General features: G+C 41.3%; 15 protein-coding genes. 4 read left to right on the forward strand and 11 right to left on the reverse strand.

Annotated elements, in window-relative coordinates; genetic code table 11:
• Positions 1–96 precede the first annotated feature (96 nt).
• The 11 genes from F7D47_RS11030 to F7D47_RS11080 all read right to left on the reverse strand — a co-directional run bounded on the left by F7D47_RS11030 (position 97) and on the right by F7D47_RS11080 (position 18,307).
• Complete coding sequence (locus tag F7D47_RS11030) at positions 97–3,084, reverse strand: PD-(D/E)XK nuclease family protein (protein WP_153086732.1); 2,988 nt, start codon at positions 3,082–3,084, stop codon at positions 97–99.
• 76 nt (positions 3,085–3,160) lie between these two features.
• Complete coding sequence (locus F7D47_RS11035) at positions 3,161–6,373, reverse strand: UvrD-helicase domain-containing protein (RefSeq protein ID WP_153086731.1); 3,213 nt, start codon at positions 6,371–6,373, stop codon at positions 3,161–3,163.
• Positions 6,374–6,444: 71 nt separating this feature from the next.
• On the reverse strand, positions 6,445–8,571 hold the full coding sequence (locus tag F7D47_RS11040) for a DUF5686 family protein (RefSeq protein ID WP_153086730.1): 2,127 nt from the start codon (positions 8,569–8,571) through the stop codon (positions 6,445–6,447).
• A gap of 64 nt (positions 8,572–8,635) precedes the next feature.
• Positions 8,636–9,508, reverse strand: a complete 873-nt coding sequence (locus F7D47_RS11045; RefSeq protein WP_006846722.1) for a sigma-70 family RNA polymerase sigma factor — start codon at positions 9,506–9,508, stop codon at positions 8,636–8,638.
• Positions 9,509–9,624: 116 nt separating this feature from the next.
• Complete coding sequence (locus tag F7D47_RS14985; RefSeq protein WP_228112440.1) at positions 9,625–11,295, reverse strand: GH25 family lysozyme; 1,671 nt, start codon at positions 11,293–11,295, stop codon at positions 9,625–9,627.
• A complete protein-coding gene (gene tilS / locus F7D47_RS11055) occupies positions 11,292–12,641 on the reverse strand; it encodes a tRNA lysidine(34) synthetase TilS (protein ID WP_153086727.1) in 1,350 nt (449 codons plus the stop codon). Before tilS ends, F7D47_RS14985 begins: the two co-directional genes overlap by 4 nt.
• A gap of 34 nt (positions 12,642–12,675) precedes the next feature.
• Positions 12,676–13,419: a 3-deoxy-manno-octulosonate cytidylyltransferase gene (gene kdsB, locus F7D47_RS11060; protein ID WP_153083122.1), complete on the reverse strand. Its 744-nt coding sequence runs from the start codon at positions 13,417–13,419 to the stop codon at positions 12,676–12,678.
• Positions 13,420–13,593: 174 nt separating this feature from the next.
• Positions 13,594–14,832 (reverse strand): ABC transporter permease, encoded by a 1,239-nt coding sequence (locus F7D47_RS11065; protein WP_117694876.1) that lies wholly within the window; start codon positions 14,830–14,832, stop codon positions 13,594–13,596.
• A gap of 104 nt (positions 14,833–14,936) precedes the next feature.
• Complete coding sequence (locus tag F7D47_RS11070; protein WP_117586656.1) at positions 14,937–15,713, reverse strand: ABC transporter ATP-binding protein; 777 nt, start codon at positions 15,711–15,713, stop codon at positions 14,937–14,939.
• An 11-nt stretch (positions 15,714–15,724) separates the two neighbouring features.
• The gene (locus F7D47_RS11075) at positions 15,725–16,906 is read right to left on the reverse strand and encodes an efflux RND transporter periplasmic adaptor subunit (protein ID WP_153086726.1); all 1,182 of its coding nucleotides are present in this window, start codon (positions 16,904–16,906) and stop codon (positions 15,725–15,727) included.
• Positions 16,907–16,972: 66 nt separating this feature from the next.
• Positions 16,973–18,307 carry a TolC family protein gene (locus tag F7D47_RS11080; protein ID WP_153086725.1) on the reverse strand — a complete coding sequence of 445 codons (1,335 nt, stop codon included), beginning with the start codon at positions 18,305–18,307 and terminating at the stop codon, positions 16,973–16,975.
• 350 nt (positions 18,308–18,657) lie between these two features.
• Here F7D47_RS11080 and metA point away from each other — a divergent pair, with 350 nt between their 5' ends.
• Genes metA through F7D47_RS11100 form a run of 4 tightly spaced genes read left to right on the forward strand, consistent with a single transcriptional unit; the run spans position 18,658 to position 25,028 of the window.
• A complete protein-coding gene (gene metA, locus F7D47_RS11085) occupies positions 18,658–19,575 on the forward strand; it encodes a homoserine O-acetyltransferase MetA (protein ID WP_022121179.1) in 918 nt (305 codons plus the stop codon).
• Positions 19,576–19,613: 38 nt separating this feature from the next.
• Positions 19,614–21,677: a peptidase U32 family protein gene (locus F7D47_RS11090; RefSeq protein WP_153086724.1), complete on the forward strand. Its 2,064-nt coding sequence runs from the start codon at positions 19,614–19,616 to the stop codon at positions 21,675–21,677.
• Positions 21,678–22,604, forward strand: a complete 927-nt coding sequence (locus F7D47_RS11095) for a zinc ribbon domain-containing protein (RefSeq protein WP_153086723.1) — start codon at positions 21,678–21,680, stop codon at positions 22,602–22,604.
• Between the two features lie 42 nt (positions 22,605–22,646).
• On the forward strand, positions 22,647–25,028 hold the full coding sequence (locus F7D47_RS11100; protein ID WP_153086722.1) for a TonB-dependent receptor: 2,382 nt from the start codon (positions 22,647–22,649) through the stop codon (positions 25,026–25,028).
• Positions 25,029–25,066: the final 38 nt, after the last annotated feature.

The raw sequence follows: 25,066 nt of genomic DNA on the forward strand, positions 1-25,066 counted from the left end.
TAATTCTTTTTGCAAATATACATAGAATAATTCAAAAAAGCAAGTATTTTGCTCATTTTAACCAATCATTTTGGTTTCCACATATTATATATGTTTCTATGATTTGCATAAAGCTGCGTATGGACAGTATTCGCAACGATGCTTATCATCTGTAGGTCGGAATGGCTGGTCCTTGTCAAATATGTTGGCGATGAGAACTTTCAGTTGTTTCATAAACTCTTCTTCGTATACATCTATGCTACTGATGAGTTCCTTGCCCATTTTTAATGTCGGATCATAATCTTCTGCTCCCGCATTTTGTATAAACAGCAAGCCTGGAGATACGGGCTCTTGAGCCGGATTCAGATTCCTGTTGTGGCTTACAATAATCGAGTAGAGCATAGATTGTAAATAATAATCTGTATGCTTGTTGAGCATGGATGGATCAAACACTTCGCTCAGTTCTCTTGGACGTGTTGTTGAAATACGTCCTGTTTTATAGTCTATTACGCGGATTCGTTCTGCAAGATTATTGCCATTTGCATGACCGTTAGCTGCAACAGCGTCCAGTCGGTCGATAAAACCTCCTATTGACAGAGATAAATTGCCGATACTTGTTTCTACTTCGACGTCAGTTTTTACAACCAACTCTAATCCGAGTATGGTGAATGGAGCCTGTCGCATATCTATCGTGACAAGTTGCCGGATATACCTTGCTATTACTTCTTTGTTGATAAGTTGCAGACCATTATATTTTGGACGATATCCTGCAGCGCTAACTTTAAAGAGTTCTTCTCTGAACGCCTGATCTACCAGGCGATAAACAAGCGATTCATCTTTTAAGGCTTGCTCTAATTGCTCTTTTGATACAACGATAGGACGAGTCAGTTTGAGTTCTCCTTTACCGTCGGTTGTCAGAGCATCGCTGCTTGCTAATCCTAGATAGAACAGTTCTGCTGCACGATGGAATATATTTCCAAATACTTTGTTGTCTACTTCGTCCTCATCAATTTCATCTGGTTCAATCAGTCCTTCTACATATTTATAGTAGAATTGCTTTTCACATCTCAAATAGGTATTCAAAAATGTTGGCGTAAGCATTTTCAAATTCTTGAGCTGGCTGAGCGCATGCTGTTTTTTCTCTATTGGTTCATAAGTAGGACGCAGTGTGTTTTGTCCTGCGACCAAAGAAAAGCGCTTGATGTCATGATGGCTTTCTACCAGGAGTTGTAGCATAAAACGGCTCATCTCACCCGATTGGCCATCTTCTGTTGCGTTATTGTAACATAAAGTGATGTCGTGTGAGCGTTGGAGCAGACTGTGAAAATAATAGGCGTATATGGCTACTTTGTTATCTACCGTAGTCAAGCCATATGCCTTTCTCAGTGAATAGGGAATAAATGAAGCATCGTTTACTCCTTTCGGCAGTTTCCCTTCGTTGCATGAGAGTACTAAGATATGCTCGAAATCCAGATTTCGAGTTTCCAATACACCCATTACCTGTATTCCTTCTGCAGGTTCACCATGGAAAGGAATACTTGTTGACTGGATGAGCTGTTGGATGAGCCGTTCCAGAGTGATGCAGTCTACTGCTAAGTCTCCTGTCTGGATGAGTTCTTGCAGACGGTTCAACAATGTATAGGTCCTGAAGAGCGATTCCTGGAATAAAGGATCGTCCTGTTCTTTACTATTCACACCTATTGTCTTCAAAATATCCAGCAGATACTGGATGAGTCTCAAGTTGTATTCATTTTCTGTTGCAGTCTCACCCAAATCTTTGAAAAGCAGTGACAAACCTTCATCACCATCCATGCTTAGGAATTGGCGGGTAGGATAGAACTGCTTCTGCTCGTCAAGAGCGCTCAAGAGTTTGCTATAATTTTGAGAAATATAGCGTGTGTATGGATGACGGAGCGCCATGAGCACATTATGTAAGCGATAGTTGTTACTATGCTTGGGGTGACCTACGCCCTGCAACTTGATGAGCTGTTGCAGCAAACTGTAGAATGGTGTCTGTTGAAGCGGATAACCCAATGTTATGTTATATGATAACTGGTCGTTCTCAGAATAATCTGGCAACGACTTGATGTCTTCGTTTGTAGGAAGACTATGTATAACACTTTGTAATAATCCTTCATCGGCTAATACTATAGCCACTTTTTTCCCATATTTATAGCGTTTCTTTTCTTTAAGCCATTGGTTTACATAGCGGGCCTGAATGTTTTCAGTTGATGCCGAAATGTATGTAATGTCTTTATTGTTATCAAAGTTATGATAAATTTCACGAAGATCGCGAGAAGGCATATCATTCAATTCGTTAGGATAATATTTGAGATATTCACGAATGTAGTGACCTGCCTCATGATTGTTTTGCATATAATAGTCATCGAAGTCCCAATAGAAATGTGCTTTACCCTCTTTCATCAAGCGGTCGCAGAGTTTCCGTTCTACTACTTGCATCATATTAAAACCGACAAAGAGATATTTCTTGTGTTGGAATTTGATATTTTCATCATTTACAACTTTCCGATACAGAGCCCCCTCATAAGCCAATCCTTGTTCTTCAAGACGCATGTTGAACTGCTTATAGATATCAAGAAAATGGCTCCATAATTGTAGAAATCTCTTTTTGAGTTCTGAGTTGTGGTCATCGTTGAAATTGCTGAAAAATTTCTTAATCAGCGTTTTCTGTTCTTCTGTAAGATATGAGATGTCATCAAGTTCATGTATATTGCTAAGATTGGCAAAGAGTTTTTCTGCTTCTGCCATGTTTTTATCAATATCGTCAAAATCTGTGATAAGAAGTTGTCCCCATCCATAAAAATGGTCTAGGGTCTCATCAATACCAGTGCAGGCTACGAATGTTTTATGTAAATCGCAAACAAGTTTGATTGGGTCTCCAACTTTCAATGTGCTATGTTTGCGAAAAAGGTCGCTGATTGTTATGTAAGATGGCGACCAGATAGGGTGATCAGTCAAACGTGCCAGACTCTCGTTGAGGAAAAGAGCGGCGCGTTTATTTGGAAACACGACGGCAATGTCGCTGAGATTGTTTCCGTATTTCTCGAGTATATCTCTTGCTACATATTTTAAAAATGCTTTCATATCTTAATGGACTTTTCAATGTTTGCAACTGTTCTTTATGTTGCCCTACTTTTGGGAAAGGGGCAATAGAACCATATTATTTTATTACTTCGACTATTCTGTTAGGGTATACATACCATAGATAACCTTTTACTCGGTGATGTCCCATACTTTTTAACAAGCTGATGTATTTTCTAACCTGTTCATGGTGTTCTACTTTCTGTTTACCGAATTTGAAGTCTACCACGATGGTTTCATTTTTTGAGTTTTGCATCACGCGGTCTGGACGGTATTCTGCCACTTTTCCATTTTCAACTGTCAGGATAGAACATTCATTTAGTATGGTCAGTTCCTTGTCAAACCATTTTGCGACCTTTGGTGATTCAAGTCTTTTCCTGATCATCTCCTTTATTTTCTCTGGTGTGAGGTCTTGGTCGTATAAAAGTCCGTCTAACTCCAACTGTTTCAGGGCTCCATCAATATCATCAACCGTGCGGATTGTAGAAAAGAGGTTGTGCAAAATGGTACCCATTTTGATATAAAACTTCTGTTGCTCTTCCGTTTCATCACGCTTTATAAAGTCACGGCTCTGGTTACTTTGTCTGAATTCTGGCATTTCAGGCGTAACATTTATTTTAATTTCTAAAGGTTGAGAATAGGCTGAGAGCACGTTTGTATCCTTCTTCTCGTTTGATTTCTTGGAAGAATCAGGTACATATATTTCATTATAGCAGAAAGATATGTCATCTGTTTTGGCATCAGAACCTATTCCTGTTAACTCCATCTTTACATCATTAGCTTCAAGTCGGCTGGCTACCTTGTCGAGTACGGATTCGATAATGGCAGAACGATATGCACTATTAGCTCGTTTGCCAATTACAATCAGGTTATGACTGGCACGCGTGAAGGCTACATAAAGCAGATTCAAATTGTCGACTATGTTTTGCAGATGTTCATGATTATAATCTGCTTCATATATACTTTGCTTCATCAGTTTAGCACTGAAATCTATAGGTACCAGTGGAAGCTCGTTGTATGGAGCTTCTTGCGGTGTGCACCAGATAGTGTTGGCTTTTTCTAGTTGCCAGTCACAGTAAGGCATGATAACATGATCGTATTCCAGTCCCTTACTCTTATGTATAGTAAGGAATCTGATACCTCCATCGCCATCGCTATGAATGCTTTTTTCGTGAATACGGTTATCCCACTCTTTCAGAAATCCAGTGATATCACTACTGTTATCTGTGAGATATTTACTTAAGCAATCATAAAAAGTACAGATGTAGGCAGTTTGCTTGATCATGTCTTTTATTTCGCCAAGTTTAAGTTCTGCAAGAAGGCGTTCTGTGAGATCGAACAGTGGCATTTCCAGATACTCAGAACGATTGGTCAAAAGTTGTTCCGGCATATTTCCAGCTACAGAATACGTGTCACAAAACTTGTTGAGAGTTGCTAATGCAATATTGTCATTTGGGTGTACCAGTATGTAGAGAGCGTTAACCAATGTGCATACTGCTTGGGAGGCATCCAGCCTGAATGCCTCATCTGAAACCAACGGATAGTCGGAATGGTTCATAAAATACTCAGCAATGTCCTGTATGTTACGGTTGCTTCTTACCAGGATTGCTATTTTGTTGCAAGGAACACCTCTTTCAACCAACTTGTCTACAGTGTCCAGTGTTGTTTGCATCATTCTGTCTTCAATATTTTCACCGCCCAGGAGCTGAATACTGATAGAACCATTAGGAACAGAATGGTGGTCTGGTACTCGCTGGCAGACATCGCTATATGCGCTTTCCAGCTGTTTACATTCCTCAGGACATTTATCTTTCAGGCCTTCAATCTCCAATTTTACTGCTTCTGTGAAAAAAGCATTGTTAAACTCTATGATGTTTCTATCAGAGCGGTAGTTGGTACCCAAAGTTTCTATGCTTACTTTTATCGTGCTTTTATTAAATTCTTTATCAATATTATTGAGCAGTCTCCAATCGCCGGATCGCCATCTGTAAATACTTTGTTTTACGTCACCAACAATGAGGTTACCTGCATCTTCTCTACTCATGGTTTCTTCGAGCAGCACTTTAAAGTTCTTCCATTGGATGGTGCTAGTATCTTGGAACTCGTCAATCATTATATGGTCGAGTTGAGTGCCAATCTTTTCAAAGATGAATGGCGAATCGCTATCCTTTATCAGTGAATTGAGCAGGGTCTGAGTATCGCTCAAAAGGAAACGGTTTGCCTCTCTGTTCATCTCCCTGACTTTTTTATCTATGCTTCCCAAAAGGCGGAGCTGATTAAGATGCTTTATGGTCAGATCGGTACTTTTGAAGATTCGGGTGAGTCTTGGACGATTATCTTCTGCAAACAGCAGAATAGGGTAGAGCACCGATTCTACATAATTGAAGATATCAGTACAATTTTTTACATCAGATTTTTTGACCCATGCTTCCGGACTTTCCCGACATTTACAGAAAGTATCATTATGTAGATCATCATCACTGTATTTGCCATTTTTCAGCTTGTTGAAATAGCTCCAAATACCTCTCGTTTTTCCAGCTAAGTCGTCTGCCGTAAAGCCTTCTTCTTCAAGGGAATCGAAAAAAGTAGCAGCAATTTCTTTAAGCTGCTCTTTTGCCTTATCGCGCATTTTCTTCATTCGGTCGGTAAAATCCTTGAAGAAATCTTCTTGTTCCATCAATTCTGTCAACTTGTCGGAATGAGCTTTGTAATAATCCTTGAATATGTTCTCACCGAATTTCTTGATCTGTCCTATGACATTCCAACTCTTATCATCATCAATATTTTCTTTGATATAATCCATAATCCAGAAAAGTAGACGATCGGTATCTTCAAGACTTTCTATAAGTTCATCAACGGCATGCTGTTCTATTTGATAGTCATTGAGTTCTATCCGTAAATTGGCAGTCAGATCAAGTTCACGTGCTAGATTTCTCAATACACTCTGAAAGAACGTATCGATGGTCATAACCCGGAAATAGTTATAATTATGTATGAGCAAATGCAGGGCAGATTCTGCATTTTTCTGAATTTGTTTGGATGAAAGATACGGTAAAGCCTGCTGTATTTGATTTACATAATCGTTTGCTTCTGGTAGTCCGTGTGCAATTTCGTATAATTTTCCTAAGATACGCATTTTCATTTCTTCAGTAGCTTTGTTGGTGAAGGTTACTGCAAGAATGGTTCTATAGGAAGCAGGATTAGCTATCACGAGTGTCATATACTCGCGAGCCAAAGTAAATGTTTTACCTGATCCTGCACTTGCTTTATAAACAGTTAGTTGTGAACTCATATTTTGATTTTTTTATGATGTTATTGATATTGTGCCCTAGAAATCATGTTTTATCCATGCTTTTATGAATATTACCAATCTCTAAATAGTTCAAAACCGAAGCGACAGCCAATGCCATTATACTTCGTGTTTTTGAAGGCTGCAAAGAATCCTAATGTAATAGCTCTTGTTGTTACTCCATATCCCCATTCTGTATATGGGTGTAAATGGTTTACAACAAGACTGCTTACATACAGACGCTCTGCTTCTATATATTTCCCAATCAGGGGGAGCCATGCAGTTGCAATCATGGGAGCTTCATAAGTGAAATTTCCGCGAACGTAATAATCACTGGCATTATACCATTGGGATGGCAGTAATTCGAATTCTCCACTCCAGCTATCATTCCAGCCTCCAGGAATATTGTCGTCATGGAAATTGGTATAGTCAACGAAGTCCCAATGATCACCTTTGCGGGTATAAAAGCCAGCTCCTAACCTTATAGAATATGATTGACGGCGTGATGCTTGAAAAATAGTTTGTGCATCTGCTTCTACCCGTTCGTAGTCTATGTTTGAACCTAGTAGGTTTTTCCATCCCTTTTCATAGTCTATTTTAAAGATGGAGCCTTTCTTACCCCATGGTAACAGTTCTAAAGCTACAGCTGGTGCTACTGACACATATTTGCTTGGATAATTAAACAGTTTATAGAAACTTTCTACTACAGCTTTTCGTTGATGTGAAACCAAGCCAATCTCAAAACCGACATAGTCGTTGAAGCTCCAGTGGTTAGTAAGACGAAGGTAATCATCTTTAAACTCTGTCAGTTTCCTGTTATTTGCCTCAATATCTGTTGAGATTTCCGGTAATGACAATCCTGGATATTCTGAGAATAGTGGATATAGAAAATCGTTATCTTCAGGTTTGCTGATGCCTAACATCTTTCGTGCAACACGATTATTCGATATTCTATTACCGTTACCGATTTCTAACTTCAGATATCCATTGTGCTTCGGGTTATAGTTGAATGTCAATGGTATATTGAAATAAAATCTGTGTTGTTTCATACTGTAACCTCCTTTAAAGCGAAGCCCCAATTCCAGATTTTCTGTAAACCTGTAGCCTCCCTTCAGGTCGAACTTGTATACAATTCCTTTTCGCTCGGAGTATCCCATATAGAGTGGGTTGAGAATAGGACTGATACGGAAGTAGCCCTGATTTTGCTTTCCGAATCCTTGAGAAATCCTGTTTAATACATTGTCACCTATAACATCCCAAAGTATGTCTTTTGCAAAGTTTTTCTCTGGTATGATGTTATTCAAGGAATCTGTTATTTGTTTCCTTTTTTCGTAGAATTTTCTGTATATGTCAGCCTCATCTTGGTTTAACTCAATAGGGCGCACTTTTGCCATTAATGCTGTGTCGGCAACATTATTGAGTGAATCACTTAATATTTTCGGCAGTCCGTATACTGTTGTATACATGCCCGTTATCTTGTTACCCATAAAGTTGAAGTTGGCTCTCATGCTGCACCTTGCAGGAGAAAGTGAACCAAATCCATCTTTACCCATAATAATAGAGATATAGAAACGGGTCATATCATATTCGCCCTCAAAGTCTACCATGCTTATCTTTCCGCTTTGGGAATCAACAATGGCACGTGCTTCAATAACTTGGGTGTTTTTGAGACGTGGATATACGTAGACTTGTGCTTTGCCGAATGGTAATTGGGTGACGGCATATTTATAATATCTGCGATTCTTATAGTGGAAAGGAGAAAGAATATTAGTTTCGAAAAGTGTTTCTCCATATACCGTTGGAGTCATGTATTTCAAAACTGATGACAATGTGTTGCTTCTATGCGGAATGGTGCTTATGTTCAGCAAACGCTTGGCAACTGGTCTGCCATTTGCGTCTAGCGTCATTTGGTTATAAAACTCGCTGATGAATCTTCTGCCACCGCCATGAGCCACCGCATACATTGTCGGTACTAGCATGAGCGTTGCATTACGTTTGTTTGTTTTGATTTGAAATTTAGTGTAGGCATAACTCTTGTGCTCAGCTCTACCTGTTGTGTCAACAGATTGTGAATATTTAAATACCAAACACATCACCGAGTCACTAAAGGTGTCTCTCGGTGACATTCTTCTTGCATGTGCTGCAAAAGCCATCATGCAGAAGATAATCATCAAAATGATGTGTGTTTGATATTTCTTCATTTATTATGAGTTAAGATGTTACTTGGCAGAAAAACTATGCCAAATATTTTGGACAGCAGCTTTCCTAACCAAGATATTTCATAAGGATTCCTATCTTCCCGGATTCTCTCAGTTTGGTGATGCTTTTTTCTCTTATTTGGCGAACTCGCTCACGGGTGAGCCCCATTTTATCACCAATTTCTTCGAGCCCCTTTTCGGTTTCCCCAATTCCGTAGCATGCGCAGATAATTTTCAGTTCGCGATCCTTGAGGCAAACTTTTAAAACCTGTCTTAGGTCTTGTGCCATACTTTCATGGTCAACCTGCTTGTCTGTTCTGGCATCGTCTCCGCTTGCCATTACATCTGCCATAGAGTTGTCATCGTCATCACTGAATGGAGCATCGATGCTTACATGATGACCACTGGCAGCCATGCTCTGAGAAATCTTGTCCTCGTCAACACCCGTTCTGGCAGCAAGTTCTTCAACGCTTGGACGGCGTTGGTTTTCCTGCTCAAACTTATTAATTTCCTGGTTTACCTTATTGAGTGATCCTACCTGGTTGAGAGGAAGTCGAACAATTCGGCTTTGCTCTGCTATTGCCTGTAAAATACTCTGACGAATCCACCATACAGCGTATGAGATAAATTTGAACCCTCGTGTTTCGTCGAAGCGTTCTGCAGCCTTGATGAGTCCGATGTTTCCTTCGTCAATCAAGTCTGTCAAGGTGAGTCCCTGGTGCTGATATTGTTTTGCTACCGACACCACAAAACGTAAGTTGGCTTCAATCAACTTATTTTTTGCTCTTTCGCCAGCTCTACCTCCCTTGCGGATAGCTTGAGCCAATTCTATTTCTTCATCAATAGAAACCATAGGGGCTCTACCTATCTCTACAAGATATTTGTCGAGGGCTTCACTATTACGATTGGTTATACTCTTTTGTATCTTAAGCTGTCTCATTATCTTTCCTCTTAGTTACACATTGCACAATTGGCGCAAAGATAGTAAAAATATTGATACACGACTAGAATTATAACTTACTTTAACGTAATTAACCTAACTTACTCATTTAAAGGTTATTTTACGGTCTTGTTCTTAACAAAACTTTGAAAAGCGTCATCGTATCCGTTAAACACGTTGATGTCTACCTCTCCATGTATTCCTGCAACTCTTCCGTCGGGGCAGAGTTGCCAATATACCAATCGGATGTCTGGTTTATACTCTCCATATCGTGCAATCCAAACCTGGTAGTTATGTTTCAGATCGGGAGCCTTTGGCAGATAGCGATTTACGAAAGTTTGGCTGATGTAAAGAATAGGCTTAACACCTGTTGCTCTCTCTACTATTCTAAGCCAAGTTCTAATGCGTGCAAACAAGACTCCAGACCCTCCCATTTTCTTGATTTGACTAGGAAGCGGTTCTACATCAAGAACTGCAGGAAAATCGCCTTTCCTAATGATACTGTGTCTCAGAAAGTGTCGTGCCTGTTCGGCAGCAGGTGTTATGGTGGTAAAGAAGTGGTAGGTTCCAACCTTGTAACCATGTGCTTTTGCATCACGATAATCTTTTCTATAATAAGGATTTAACAGCGATTTACCTTCTGTACTCTTGATATAGATGAAGCGAATAGGGAAGTTTACTGTTCCTGACACTGTCTTTTTGCTGAGACGTCCAAGATGTGTAATGCGTAAACGGTTCCAGTTGATAGCATATTTTTTTCTTCCTTTTCCATGCTGGTATTTGCTCAGATCAATGCCATAAATACGTTCCGATGTATATACGAGCCTTTCGCCTTTATAGCGGTCATTTTTCCATTCGCCTATTCGTAATGGCTTCTTGGGAGCAATGCTGAATCCGAATCCTTCCCGTTTCCCGTTTTTCCAGTAACCTTCATAATAGGTTCCATCGTATCCTTGCCAGCATCCATGACCGTTTGGTTGATAGATACTGTCGGTTGTACCCCGATAATATCCTAGAGAATCAGGTAAGAGGGTGTAATCAATAGAGCGTCGAAGTGTGGCTCCATGAGCTGTTGCTAAAGATGCTGCAAGTTGAGGTGAAATAGCTTTAACCCCTTCAGGAGTTGTTTCTGAGGAAAGTTGGAATGTGTGGCTTTCTTGTGCAGTTTCTCCATTCATTGCTTTGATGAGTTTGCATGCCTGACTCTTCCATTTTCCGTTCTCGTCTCTATAATAGGCTTGATATGAAATGGAGCGTTTCAACTTGAAATGTCCCTTTTTCTGTACATGTTTCAGGGAATCAATCAGTTTCTTGGCAGAATCGCGTAGTTCCAGTTCGTGTTGGGTATAAGCGCAAATAGAGTTGTAGCCTGCATCCATGACAGAATGAGAGTGAATATAATAGTTCAGTTCTCCAACTTTCCATTTGGAGTCTCTATACAAACTGTCTAAAGAATCAACTTTCTCTTTAAAGATGCTATCCGCATCTTTGCCAAGATAGTGATTCCGGCTGATGCTGTTGTTGTAGCAGGCGGCAAGTCTTCCTTCACATGAAGGAATCAACGCCCAACGGTTCATAAAGTTGGCAGCCAGTGTCGTAGTGTCTTCGTCGAACCGGAGTATTGTTTTTCCATTTTGAATTAATTCGTAGTGACTGTATACTTTTATGTTTGCTTTTGCCTTGTTCACTCTATCACTTGATGGGTTCAGACAATAATAGCTCCATGTGCTGGCGGCAGCCAACAGAATGAGAACTAAACTTGTGATATATAATATTTTCTTTTTCATTTGATGATGACCTCCAATATTTTCTTGGTGGTTTCGGTAATCTTTGTTTTTTCAGACGTACGTTCGCCGATAAGCCAGATGATTTCACCTTTACTATCAGTTAATACATGCTGTGTCTTCTTTTGTATATAGTCAAATTTCCTATCGGTCATATAGTCACTCAACAGTTTGCTACCCTTCATGCCGAAAGGTTGAAATCTATCGCCTTCTTTTACCAGTCGGTAGGTGAGGGGAAAACTGACTTTTTCAGCATCCAAAGTGATACATTGCGATTCTTTGCTTGGCATGAAGTCACCCATATGCGAGAAGATTCTTATCTTGATTTGGGTTCCTTCGTCCATGTTGTAAATGCCTTCTTCTGGCAGTCGGAACGCTCTTTGCTCCTGAATGTTATTCAAGTCTTTTATGTTAGAGATCAACAGCTGTTCTCTGTCGATGACTATCATATAGTCTTCGTTTTTCCAGATTTTACCGACACCACGATCCTGACTGAAGAGGCTTTCACAGATGTCATCAATGACATTGCCATGAAAACCATATCTGCCTAATTCTTTATGGAGTATGAATTCCGGACTTGGAGCATTCATGACAGATACTTTAGGGATATATATAACTTTCCTATTAGAGTCGGTTGTACTGATGCTATCCATGCTCTCAAGTATACTTTTCGCTTGGCGTATGTATTTGGCAGAGAGAGCGATATTTTCACTTGCTGCCGGGTTGATACTTTCCAAAAGAGGTACTACATGATGGCGAATTTTATTTCTTAAAGCATCGTCTTCCAAATTTGTTGAATCTGTGACAAAATCTTGCTTTCTTTCTTTTAGGTATTGCAATATATCCTGTCGGCTGATGCAGAGAAGAGGGCGCAGAATATTTCCGTTTTTGGGGGCGATGGCTGCTAATCCGTCTACTCCAGATCCTCTTAACAGATTCAGAAGTAAAGTTTCTACATTGTCATCGCGATGATGGGCCACACAAATGCCTCCTGCATGCAAGTCTTTTACTAATTGGGCAAAATAGCTGTAGCGCAAGTTGCGTGCAGCCATTTCGATACTTACCTTGTGCAAATGGGCATAAGCATAAGTATCAAAATGGATTCGAGACAAACTGATTCCCTGTTGTTTGCACAGATTTACACAAAATTGCTCGTCTCTGTCACTCTCTTCGCCGCGAAGGTGAAAGTTACAGTGCGCAGCAGAAATATCCAGTCCTATATTTTTCAAGATAAGCAATAGGGCAACGCTATCGGCTCCTCCGGACAAGGCAACGATATATGGTGTTTGCCACTTGAACATACCATGGTGAATAATATATTTTTTGACGATATTTTCAATTTTGTTCATTCTGCGATACTTTAAAAGTATATGATGTTTCTTATTACTTTCTGTTTTTCAAAAAGTCTTCTGCCCGCTGCAAATCTTCTGGCGTGTCGATGCCTACAGTTTCTACATCTGTAGTACCAACTTTTATCTTGTAGCCATTCTGCAGCCATCGAAGTTGTTCCAGACTCTCAGCTATTTCTAGTGAGCTTTGTGGCAGTTTGGTTACCTCTTTTAAAACTTCTTTGCGGTAAGCATAGATGCCCAAATGTTTCAGATAAGGAAAACTCTTGAGCCATTCTTTCTCTTCCTTTCCTCTTACGTATGGAATGATGCTGCGAGAGAAATACATAGCAAAGCCTTGATTGTCTACAACAATCTTTGGACTATTAGGATTTTTTACAGCTTCCATACTGGTAAAAGCTTTTCCTAAAGTGGCAATTTGGGTTGTTGGGTCATCAAAACACTGGCAGATGGTTTCCAGTTGACTCTTGTCAACAAAAGGTTCATCTCCTTGAACATTGACAATGACATCCCAGTCTCCACCAATTTTTTCGATAGCTTCTTCTATGCGGTCAGTACCGCTCTTATGATCCTTGCGCGTCATAACAGCTTTACCGCCAAATGCTTCTACAGCATTGAAAATTCGCTCATCGTCTGTTGCAACATAGGCTGCTTCTAGACAACTTGCTACTTTCTCATAAACATGCTGTATCACTGGTTTGCCATCTAACATGGCAAGTGGCTTTCCCGGGAAACGTGTTGATGCGTATCTTGCTGGAATAATTCCTATAAATTTCATAATCTTCTATGTTTAAACCTGTTTACTATTCAATTCATGCGATTCGTTTAACTTCAAATAAAAAAAGTTGCACTTCCGCAGACGCAAAAGTACAACTTTATTTTGTATTCACCAAAAAACTTTTTGTTTTTTTTGAAAAACCTCAGAGAATATTTAATGTTCTCCCCATTTTTTTTATTCGTATCTGATAGCCTCGATAGGGTCGAGCCTTGCTGCCTTCTTTGCAGGATACCATCCAAAGAAAACGCCAGTAAATGTACAGACTGCAAAACTCATAATAATGCTCCAAGGCTCTATTTGGGTGGCTATATGGAAGAAAGAGTTCAGACTGAGCGATAAACTAACTCCCAATATCACTCCTATAATACCGCCAGTTACAGAAAGTAAGATAGCTTCTATCAGAAACTGGTTCAAAATATCAATACCTCGTGCGCCCACACTCATTCGAAGACCTATTTCGCGGGTGCGCTCTGTTACAGATACATACATGATGTTCATGATTCCGATGCCGCCTACCAGCAGCGAGATTCCTGCCACGGATCCGAGCAGGATGGTGATTGTAGACATGGTAGAATTCATCATGCTTGAAATTTCCTCTTGAGAGCGGATATTGAAGTCATCTTCATCTGCTTCAGTAGTATCTGTTGCGTCTTTCAATTTGTGGTTGCGTCGCAATATTTCTGTAATCTGATCTTGGGCAGGTTGAGAAGCCTCTTCGGTGATAGCTGAGCAGACGATGCCTCCTAAATAGGTTTGTGCCATAATTCGCTTCATTACTGTTGTATAGGGGGCAAGTACCAAATCATCCTGGTCCATACCCATACTGTTGTAACCTTTCTTCTTCAAGACACCGATTACTCTGAATGGAATGCTGTTAAATCGCACAACCTTACCGATAGGATCACTGCCATCAGGGAAAAGATAGTCAACTACTGTCTGTCCCAAAATACAAACTTTAGATGCAGCCTTAATGTCAGTATCAGTAAACATTTCTCCATCTGCCACTTTCAGTTGTCGGATGGAAAGATAGTCTTGGTTTACACCATAAATGGAACTTTGGGTGTTGTTGTTTCCGTAGATCCACTGTCCGGAACTGTTTACAGTAGGAGAAATAGCTGAGATATAATTACATTCGTCTTTGATGCTCTGATAGTCGGCTTGCTTCAGCGTCTCCATTGACGAAGCATCCTGTCTCACACCGCCACGCATGTCTGCACCTGGTGAAATCATAATCATGTTTGATCCCATCTCTGCGATGTTTGCCTTGATGCTGGCTTTACTTCCTTGTCCGATGGCAAGCATGGTAATAACCGCAGCAATACCGATGATGATGCCCAATGCGGTAAGGAAAGAGCGCATTTTGTTGGCAGCAATGGCGCGGATGGCTATTTTGAAAAGATTCTGATAATTCATTTTACTTGTTGTAATGTTAAATGGTAAATGTTAAGTGTTAAGTGAAAACTTCGTTTGCTATTGGATGCTAAGTAATTTAACATTCAACACTTAACATTGAAAGCTTATTCGTCCGTGTTGGCCGGCAAGGCTGCCAGACCTTCGGCTGCCGAAAGAATATGTTCGTTATAGGTGTCGCTGATGATGTGACCATCACGCAGTTCGATATTACGACTCGAATAATTTGCAATGTCTGGGTTGTGGGTAACGAAGATGATGGTTCTTCCTTCTGCATAAAGTTTTTGGAAGAGTACCAGAATCTCGAAACTGGTTCTGGTGTCGAGATTACCCGTTGCTTCATCAGCAAGTATCACAGCGGGGTTGTTGACCAACGCACGAGCTATGGCTACTCGCTGCATCTGTCCTCCAGACATCTGATTACTCTTATGATAGAGACGTTCTCCTAAACCAACAGCTTTCAGCGATTCGATAGCACGTTGCTTTCGTTCTTCTGCGCTTACGTTCGGGTTGTACATCAGTGGAAGTTCTACATTTTCTACACTTGTAGTCTTCGGTAGAAGATTGTAGTTCTGGAAGATGAATCCAATCTTTCGGTTTCTAAGAATGGCGCGATCATTACGTGACATCTTTCGTACGCTTACTCCATCCAGATAGTATTCGCCACTGGATGGGGTATCGAGACAACCTAGCTGGTTCAGCAGGGTAGATTTACCTGAACCTGATTTACCCATGATGGTAACAAACTCACCTTCGTATATTTTAAAGCTTACACCTTTTAGGGCGTGGACAGTTTCCTCACCCACAAGAAAGTCGCGACGAACATTGTCGAGTTCTATCACAACTTTCTTTTCGCTGTTTGCTTGAATATTGTCGTTTGCCATACTCTTATTTTTTATTTTTTCTTTCCTCTAGGTCCAGGACCGCTAATCAAACCTTGACTTTGTTGAGGCTCCTCATTCTCTTCAGGGGTATTAACTATGATTTCAGTTACAATCTTCTGTCCCTTCTTCAAACCCTTGATAATTTCAGTATGTATACCGTCGCTCTGACCGATGGTTACAGAATGAGCTGTAAGGGTATTGTTAGCAAGAGTCCAAACTTTGTTTTTTCCTTTGCAGTCAACAATTTTGATATTCTTTCCCACAGTTTCCTTGGTTGGAGTAAAGCGGAGTGCTTTGTTGGCAACGGCAAGAATACCAGCACGTTCTTGTGTAAAGATGGTTACATTTGCTGTCAAACCTGGTTTTAATTTGAGATCTGCGTTGGGTGCAGAGATGACAACCTCGTAAGTGACTACATTGTTTGTTGTAGTAGCTTCCAGACGAACCTGTTTTACTGTTCCCTGGAATACATCATCAGGATAAGCATCTACTGTAAAATTAACGCGGTCGCCTTCTTTTACACCGCCTATATCAGCCTCGTCAACATTTGCAATCACCTGCATGTTGGTCAGGTCTTTAGCGATAGTAAAGAGCTCTGGTGTGTTGAAGCTTGCTGCTACGGTCTGTCCTTCCTCTACGCTTTTTGATATGACAGTTCCATCTATTGGTGATGTAATTGTAGCATAGCTCAGGTTGGTTTGGGCTTTCTGTACATTTTCCTTGGCCGAAGCAACTTGCTCTTTCGCCTGGCGATAGGTGAGAAGCGCATTTTCATAATCGTCAGCACTTACCAAACCTTTCTTATAGAGGGTCTGGTAGCGGCTCATGTTTGCACTCTGATAGTTCAAACTGCTTTGCGCACTTGCCAGGTTAGCTTTGGCAGTATTCAACTCGCTCATCAGGTTGGTTTTGTCGAGCTCAGCTATGACTTCACCTTTTTTTACCTGCGAATTGTAATCAACATAAAGTTTGTTTACAATACCACTCACCTGTGTACCAACCGTTACACAAGTTACCGCTTCAATAGTACCGGTTGCAGTTACACTATTCTGCAATGTTTGTGTGGTTACAGCTTCCTGCTTGAAGTCTATTTGCTCTTCGTTTTTACTTCCAGAGAACAGCCATGCTGCCACAGCTACGATGATTACCACAATCATGGCAATCCAGATTTTGCTGATTCTAAGTTTTTTCATAAAAATGTATGTATACCTATTAATGATTTGCAATATGTTTTCGGATGTTAATACCAATCTTTCTCTTTAGATTCTGCCGTTTTGGTAGAATTTCAACATGTTGATATTCAGAATGGTAAGATACTTTGCCTGAAGTTCGTTCTGCTTAGCCTTCAGAAGATTATCTTTGCCAGTTCTCAATTCTACGATGTTCTTTAATCCCAGTTTAAACTGCTCACTTAACAGATCGTAGCTTGTTTGGGCACTCTCGCTGCTCACCTTGGCAGCCTTAAACTGGCTTTGGTTTGTATTAGCCTGCAACCAATAGTTTTCGATAGTAGAGTAGAGCTTAGTTTGCTCATTCTTTATATCGAGCAAGATGCTTTCACGCTGAATGAGTGCTTTATTGACAGAAGTCTTGGTCTGTCGGTTATCAAAGAGAGGAATACTGACACCGATTCCACCACCCATGCTGAAGTTGGTTTTCATCTGACTGCCCCAACCGTTTTTGTTCATGGATGTGGTGCTGGTCGTAGCTCCTGCATTTGCGCTGATGGTTGGCAACTTTCCTGCCTTTGCAATCTTGATGTTCAGATCGTTCTGGTCGAGTTTGTTTTGATAGCTCAAAAACTCAGGACGATTCTGAAGCGCAGCTGTATAGACACTGTTCATTCCTGGGATAGAGGCCAGAGCCATCTGGTCAGTTGTGCTTGGAATAGCGATGTCGAAAGCTTCTTCACTGGTAATCTGCAGGAGTTCCTTCAACTGTCGTTTATAGTTTTTAACGTTACTTTCAGCCTGCACGATGTTAAACTCATCTTGTGCTCTCTGTGCTGTAAGTTGTGCTAAGTCTGCTTGGCTCATCTTGCCAATTTTTACCATTTCCTTACCACGCTCTTCGTTTTGAACACTCGACTGATAACTTTCTTTGTTTACGTTGATAGCCTCTGAAGAGTAGAGTATCTGTACGTAAAGTTGAGCTATCTGTTCTTGCAGGTTGAGGGCTTGTGCTGTCGAATCGAGTTGTGCCGCTTCCTTTGCCAGCTTGTTCAGTTTCACCTGATTTCTGTTTTTGTTTCCGTTCCAAATCGTGTAATTGCCCATCACGCTATAGCTGCCATTGTAATATACCTTGTCGATGGAAGCTTTGCTGAAACCTTCTCCACTGATTCCATTAGAAACCCAAGGCGTATAGTTTATACTTTGATTGGTGCTGGCAGAGAGCGATGGCAGAAGCGCTGACTTTGATTGCAGATAGTCCTCCTGAGCTGAAGCTTTTGTGAGTTGAGTCTTCTGCAGTTGAATGTTGTTAGCCAGTGCGTAACTGATACAATCCTGCAGTGACCATTGCTTAGCTTGTACAGCGATAGGAGCCGACATGATGAACAGCGCTACCGCCATGTTTTTAAAACTTGCGTTCATACTCTTTTTACTTTTTGTTTTCATCTTAACAGATCTCTTTGCATCTGTTCTGATTAAATGTGGATTAATGTTCTTACTTTCCATAATTGCAAATCTTAATAGGATACATCATTTTTAGCTTTGACGTAAGCGTTGCCTATAAAGTTGCAACTGATATGTGTTTTTGATTAAAAACGTGATGATAGGTTTAATATTCTCATTTATCTTTAACAATCCTTTTCATAGTGAAAGATTTCTTTTGCTTTTCCACATTAATTTATTTATATTTCTCAAAAAAATGTTTCTTCTTTCGTTATCTTCGCTGAAATTGTGTAACTTTGCAGAAAAATTTTAAGAAAGGAATAAAATAAATGCCGTTAAGATTACCAGATAAGCTTCCAGCTATCGAACTGCTGAAGCATGAGAATATATTCGTGATGGACGAAAGTCGTGCGCATAAACAGGAGATTCGTCCGTTGAAAATCTGTGTGCTCAATTTGATGCCCCTCAAGATTACGACAGAGACAGATCTCGTTCGTCTTCTGTCGAATACTCCTCTTCAGTTAGAGGTTTATTTTATGAAGTTGAAAAGTCACACGCCAAAGAATACTCCAATAGAGCACATGATGATGTTCTACAAGGATTTTCAGGAACTTTCCAAACAGAAGTTTGACGGAATGATAGTTACCGGTGCTCCTATCGAAACGATGGCTTATGAGGAGGTAGAATATTGGCCTGAAATCAAAGAGATTTTTGATTGGGCCCGTACCCATGTTACTTCAACACTCTATATCTGCTGGGGTGCCCAGGCTGGTCTTTATCATTTCTATGGTGTTCCTAAGTATCCTTTAGAGAAGAAGATGTTTGGTATTTTTAAGCAGAAGCCTCTCGATTTGTCTCAGCCAATCTTCCGCGGTTTCGATGATGTCTTTTGCATGCCTCATAGTCGCCATACGGAGGTAAGACGTGAGGATATTGAAAAAGTGCCAGGACTTGACATTATTGCCGAATCGCCTGAAAGCGGTGTCAGCATTGTGATGGCCAGAAACGGCCGCGAATTCTTTGTGACGGGTCATCTTGAGTATGCGCCAAACACGCTGGATAAGGAATATAAGCGTGATATGGGCAAGCGTGATGATGTAGAACTGCCAAAAAATTATTATTATCATGACGATCCGAACGAAGAACCTCTGGTGACATGGCGTGCTCATGCCAACCTCTTCTATAGTAATTGGATCAACTATTATGTTTATCAGGAGACTCCTTACAATATTGACGAAATCAGTTAATTTGTGAAGGAGTTGGATGATTTCGAGATTGATTTCTTATGCAAACATTAGAATTATTGGCGCCTGCCAAGAACTTGGAATGTGGTATTGCTGCCATTGATCATGGTGCAGATGCCGTATATATTGGTGCTCCTCGTTTTGGTGCACGAGCAGCAGCAGGCAATTCGCTGGAAGATATCAGACAGTTGTGTGATTATGCTCATCAGTTTGGAGCAAAGGTTCATGTTACAGTGAATACTATCATCTATCAGGATGAGATGTTGGATACGCTTAAGATGATCCAGCAACTTGATGAGATTGGTGTTGATGCACTTTTGCTGCAGGATATGGGTGTGCTTACTGAGGTGAGAGCGCAGAATTTGTGGAGCAGAGAATTGCATTCCAGTACCCAGTGTGATGTAAGAACTCCAGAAAAGGCGTATTGGCTTACCACGTTAGGTTTCAAACGTGTTGTTCTGGCTCGTGAGCTTTCGCTCGATGAAATCAAGGCGATCCATCAGGCGATTCCTGATAGAGAAATAGAGGTCTTTGTACATGGAGCGCTCTGCGTAAGCTATTCAGGTGTATGTTATGCTTCTGAGAAGTGTTTCGGGCGCTCTGCCAATCGTGGAGAATGTGCACAGTTCTGTCGTATGAAGTTTGATCTGCTCGATTCCAATGGTCAGGAGATTGAACATCAGCGTTATCTGTTGTCGCTCAAGGATCTTTGTCAGCTTGATCATCTCAAGGATCTTGCTGATGCTGGAGCTACTTCGCTCAAGATAGAAGGAAGATTAAAAGATATCAACTACGTCAAGAATGTGGTGGCTGCCTATAGCAGTCAACTCGATGCAATCGTAAAAGCTGAACCGCGTAAGTATCGCCGTGCATCGGTGGGACATGTTCAATATAATTTTACACCTAATCTGAAGAAGACTTTCAATCGTGGCTTTACCCATTATTTCCTGAATGGGCGACAGCCGGATATTGCTTCTTTCGATACACCGAAAGCTATTGGTGAGTTTGTGGGTAAGGTTAAGGAAATACGTGGCAACATTTCTTTCAACGTAGCCACAGTAGCCAGCTTTAAAAATGGCGATGGACTGTGTTTTATCAATGATGACCGTGAGTTGGAAGGCTTTCGTGTGAACAGAGTAGAGGGCAATCGCCTCTATCCGTTTGGAATGCCTGAACATTTGCGTCCGGGCATGGCTCTTTATCGTAATAACGATCGGGCTTTCGAGGCTTTGCTGGCCCGTAAGTCTGCTGAACGTAAAATCTATATTGTCATAGCAATGGAGCCTGTGATGGGTAACGAGTTCAGGGAAGAGCCACAGGGGGTAAAGGCTGTTGTCAACATCATGAAGACGAAAGAGGTTGATGGTGGCTTGATTTATCAGGTGGCTGAGGTGTTTAAAGAGTTGAAACTCGAAAAGGCGAAACGCCCGCAGGGCGAAAATATAAAGGCTCAGATGAGCAAACTGGGCGATACGATTTACGAAGCTTACCAGGTAGAACTTCTGAAGGGAATGGAGACATACTTCGTTCCGAACAGTATTCTCACTGCTATCCGTCGCGAATTGATAGATGAACTTACAAATGTAAACCAGAAACAGCTTGATAAGTCGTTGTGGGGTGGATGGGATAGAACCTTGTTCAACAATGGTTTTGGATTCAGTCAGCCTGGTGAACACCGACTTACGAAAGAGGAATTGACTTGGCAGCCGGAATACGGAAAATGGGGATACCTCTATAATATAGCTAACTATGATGCAAGAGATTTTTATCAGATTCATGGCCTGTCGCAAGTAGTTCCGGCATTTGAGTTGGGTAAGAATATTCCTTCTGCATGGGATGCTAAGACCCAGGAAGAATATGATGAGAATATAGAAAAAGACAAGGCAAACCGAAGTATGCAACCTAAGTTTACCAACGAAAAGGGAGAATCGCTCCTGATGCAGTGCCGCCATTGTATCCGCTATTCGTTGGGCTACTGTGTGAAGCGTGGAGGCAAGAAACCATCCTGGAGAGAGCCTCTCTTCCTGCAGTTGGGCGACGGTCGCCGCTTCCGTCTGGAGTTTGCGTGCAACGAATGTCAGATGAACTTATATAGTGAGAAATAAATGAAAAAGAAATGGACGATACAGATTCTTTGTATGCTGGGCATCCTCTTGATGTTCAGCAGTTGTTATCATCGCCGTGCTCATCACCAGATGCATGCAGCTATGGTAGAGTACAGCAATAAACAACTCGATTCCATTTCGTTTTCTACTACCCATCATTATACCAACAAATTCAATTTTCTGGTATTCAAGGATTCCCTGGAATTGATAGCGCAACAGCCTGAAGAATTTTTAAGCAATTTGCCTATCGACTCCTTTGCCGTCCGAAAGAACTGCCTGCTGGTGGTTACGGATATCCGTATGGTTCCTCAGGATTCCATAGATTCAGTTTGGGTGCAGTTGGCTACTGAAGATAATCAGTTTGGCTGGACCCGTGAGTCCCGTCTGTTGCCGAAGGTTGTTCCCGATGATCCTATTTCGGAATTCATCATGACCTTCAGCAATACTCACTTGCTCATCTTCATGGTTATCATTATTCTCATAGCCGTAGCCTATACAGTTCGTAAGATTTTCCATAGCAATGGTAAACTGGTTCATTTTAATGATATTGATTCACCATATCCTACAGCCTTGGTGCTTATTGTTTCGATATCAGCAACCTTCTATGCAACCATTCAGTTGTTTTTGCCAGAAGTATGGCGTCATTTTTATTTTCATCCTACGCTCAATCCTTTTGCCGTACCGCCGATATTGGGCTTTTTCCTGGCTACGGTCTGGGCGATACTGATAGTAGGATTGGCTTGTGTTGATGAGGTGAAACACCGTTTGCCGGCAGGTGATGCAGTTCTGTATCTGGGTGGTTTAGTGGGTGTTTGCGCCATTGATTACATCATTTTCAGTGTTACTACCTTATATTATATAGGTTATTTGTTGCTCGTAGCCTATATATGGTTTGCCATACGGATTTATCTGTTTCCTCATAAATAAGGATAGGGGGTGCAGGAAAAAATATGTACCTTTGCACCCGTTATGAAAAGAATAGTATTTAATAGTAAAAAGTGCGTATGCATTGGTTTGGCAGCAGTAGCGTTGCAGGCTTATGCAGTGGATAATGAAAGGGCTATTTGCTCTGACCTGTCATTGGGTACGAGTGAAAAGTTAGCAGACGCTAACGGCTTGCTGGCTGATAGCAGCCGAGTTTATGACATTGATGAAGTTGTGGTTGTTTCGCAGCCTAAGGAGAATTTCCGTCTTCGTCAACAGCCTCTCAGCAGCACTTCCTTTTGTTCTTATCAGATGCAGCGATTGGGGTCTCGCGATTTGCGCGAACTTTCCTGCTATGTTCCTAACTTCGTAATGCCCAACTATGGCTCGCGTTTTACCAACGCCATGTATGTGCGCGGTATTGGAAGTCGTATCAACAGTCCGGCTGTAGGAATTTATCTTGACGGAATTCCGGTGTTGAGCAAGGCTGCTTTCAATCTTCACCATTATCAGACCAGCCGTATAGATATTCTCCGTGGTCCACAGGGAACACTTTATGGTCAGAATTCTGAAGGTGGTTTGGTGCGCATCTATTCACGCGATGCTTATGATAGCAAGGGCACCTACGTTAATTTGGGATTGGGCTCTCATTTCTATCGTAATGTAGAAGCGGCTCATTATATGAAGCTTTCACCTCGTGTCGCATTAGGGGTAGCTGCTTTTTATGATGGACAGAAGGGATTCTTCCATCGTGCAGGAACCAGCGATTATGCCGACAATTATGATGAGGCAGGCGGTAAGTTTAATCTTAAGTTCCGTTTTGATAGAGGATGGAGCATGGATTTGCTAGCCAATTACCAATTTGTCTATCAGCATGCATTTCCTTATGGTCAGTTGGATTTAAACAGTGGCAAGGCTGCATTACCAAATACTACATTCCCTGGGCTTTATCGCCGCAACATGCTGCTTTCGGGTGTCAATCTTCGTCATGAAGGAGCGAAATGGGATTTTGCTTCTACTACCAGCTATCAGTTCCTGGATGACAATATGAAGATGGATCAGGATTATCTTCCTGGAGATTATTTGAGTTTGCAGCAAGACCAGTTGCAGAATTCTATCACTCAGGAGTTCACATTTAAGAGTCGTCAGCCTTTCTTCGGTTTCTGGCATCTTACCCAGGGTGCATTCTTCTCCCATGTGTGGTTGAAGACAAATGGTCCTGTAAAATTCGGTTCTGCATTGACGAAGCCTATCGGTAATGTTATCCAGAGTCAGATGCAGCATGCAATGCCTCCGGCAATGGCTAATGGAGTTTCTGTCAATGTAGATATGGGAGCTCCGGGTTTGTTCCATACTCCTCAGAGCAATTTGGGTCTCTATCACGAGAGTACGTTTGATCTTTCTTCCCGTCTGAAAGCAACGCTTGGTTTGCGTTACGATTTCATGCATACAAGTATTCATTACGATACTTATGCTTATATGGCGATGACAGCTAAGGTGATGGGCAGGGAGGCTACTTATACTTTGCGTTCAATGCTCGACCGCAAAACGGGTGATGATTACAACCAGCTCTTGCCAAAATTTGGCTTAAGTTACCAGCTTGATGAACAGGGTAGCAATGTTTATGCCACGGTGAGCAAGGGCTATCGTGCAGGCGGTTATAATATCCAGATGTTCAGTGACATCTTGCAGACCGAACTGAATGCTCACCGTCAGGATGCGATGCGAGGCGATTATGATGTTTCTCATACCGATGAAGATTATGATAGAGTGAACCAGACTATTGCCTTTAAGCCGGAAACCTCATGGAATTATGAGGTTGGAACGCATCTCAATCTTTTTGATCATCGTCTTCATTTCGATTTGAGTGCCTTCTATATGCAGGTTCGCAATCAGCAACTCTCTGTGATGGCAGGAACCTATGGCTTTGGCCGAATGATGGTTAATGCAGGTAAGAGTCACAGTTGTGGTATTGAAGCCGCGCTCAAGGGTCAGGCTTTCGATGGTGCTTTTGATTGGGGTGTAAACTATGGTTTTACACGCGCCGTATTTGATGAATATACTGATGGCGAGGGTGATAAGGCTGTGAATTATAAGGACAAGAAGGTTCCTTATGTTCCCCAGCATACGATAGCAGCCATGGCTGACTATCATTTAGGACAGTTTACCTTCGGATTGAACATGAATGCGCAGGGCAAGACTTATTGGGATAATGCCAATACCTACAGTCAGAAGATGTATTTCGTGATGGGTGCGCATTGTGATATTGATTTCAGCAAGATGAGCATCAGTATCTGGGGTAGGAACCTCACAGATACTAATTACAATACCTTTGCTGTTGATAATGCAGCAACAGGAAAGAAACTGTATTTTGCCCAGCGTGGCAATCCTTTCCAATGTGGGGTTGATCTGAAATTCCACTTTTAGGATTAAATAGAAAAAGGAGTTCCGGCATTCTGAAATGC

Source organism: Segatella copri (genome assembly GCF_009494835.1).
GTDB lineage: Bacteria > Bacteroidota > Bacteroidia > Bacteroidales > Bacteroidaceae > Prevotella > Prevotella copri_F.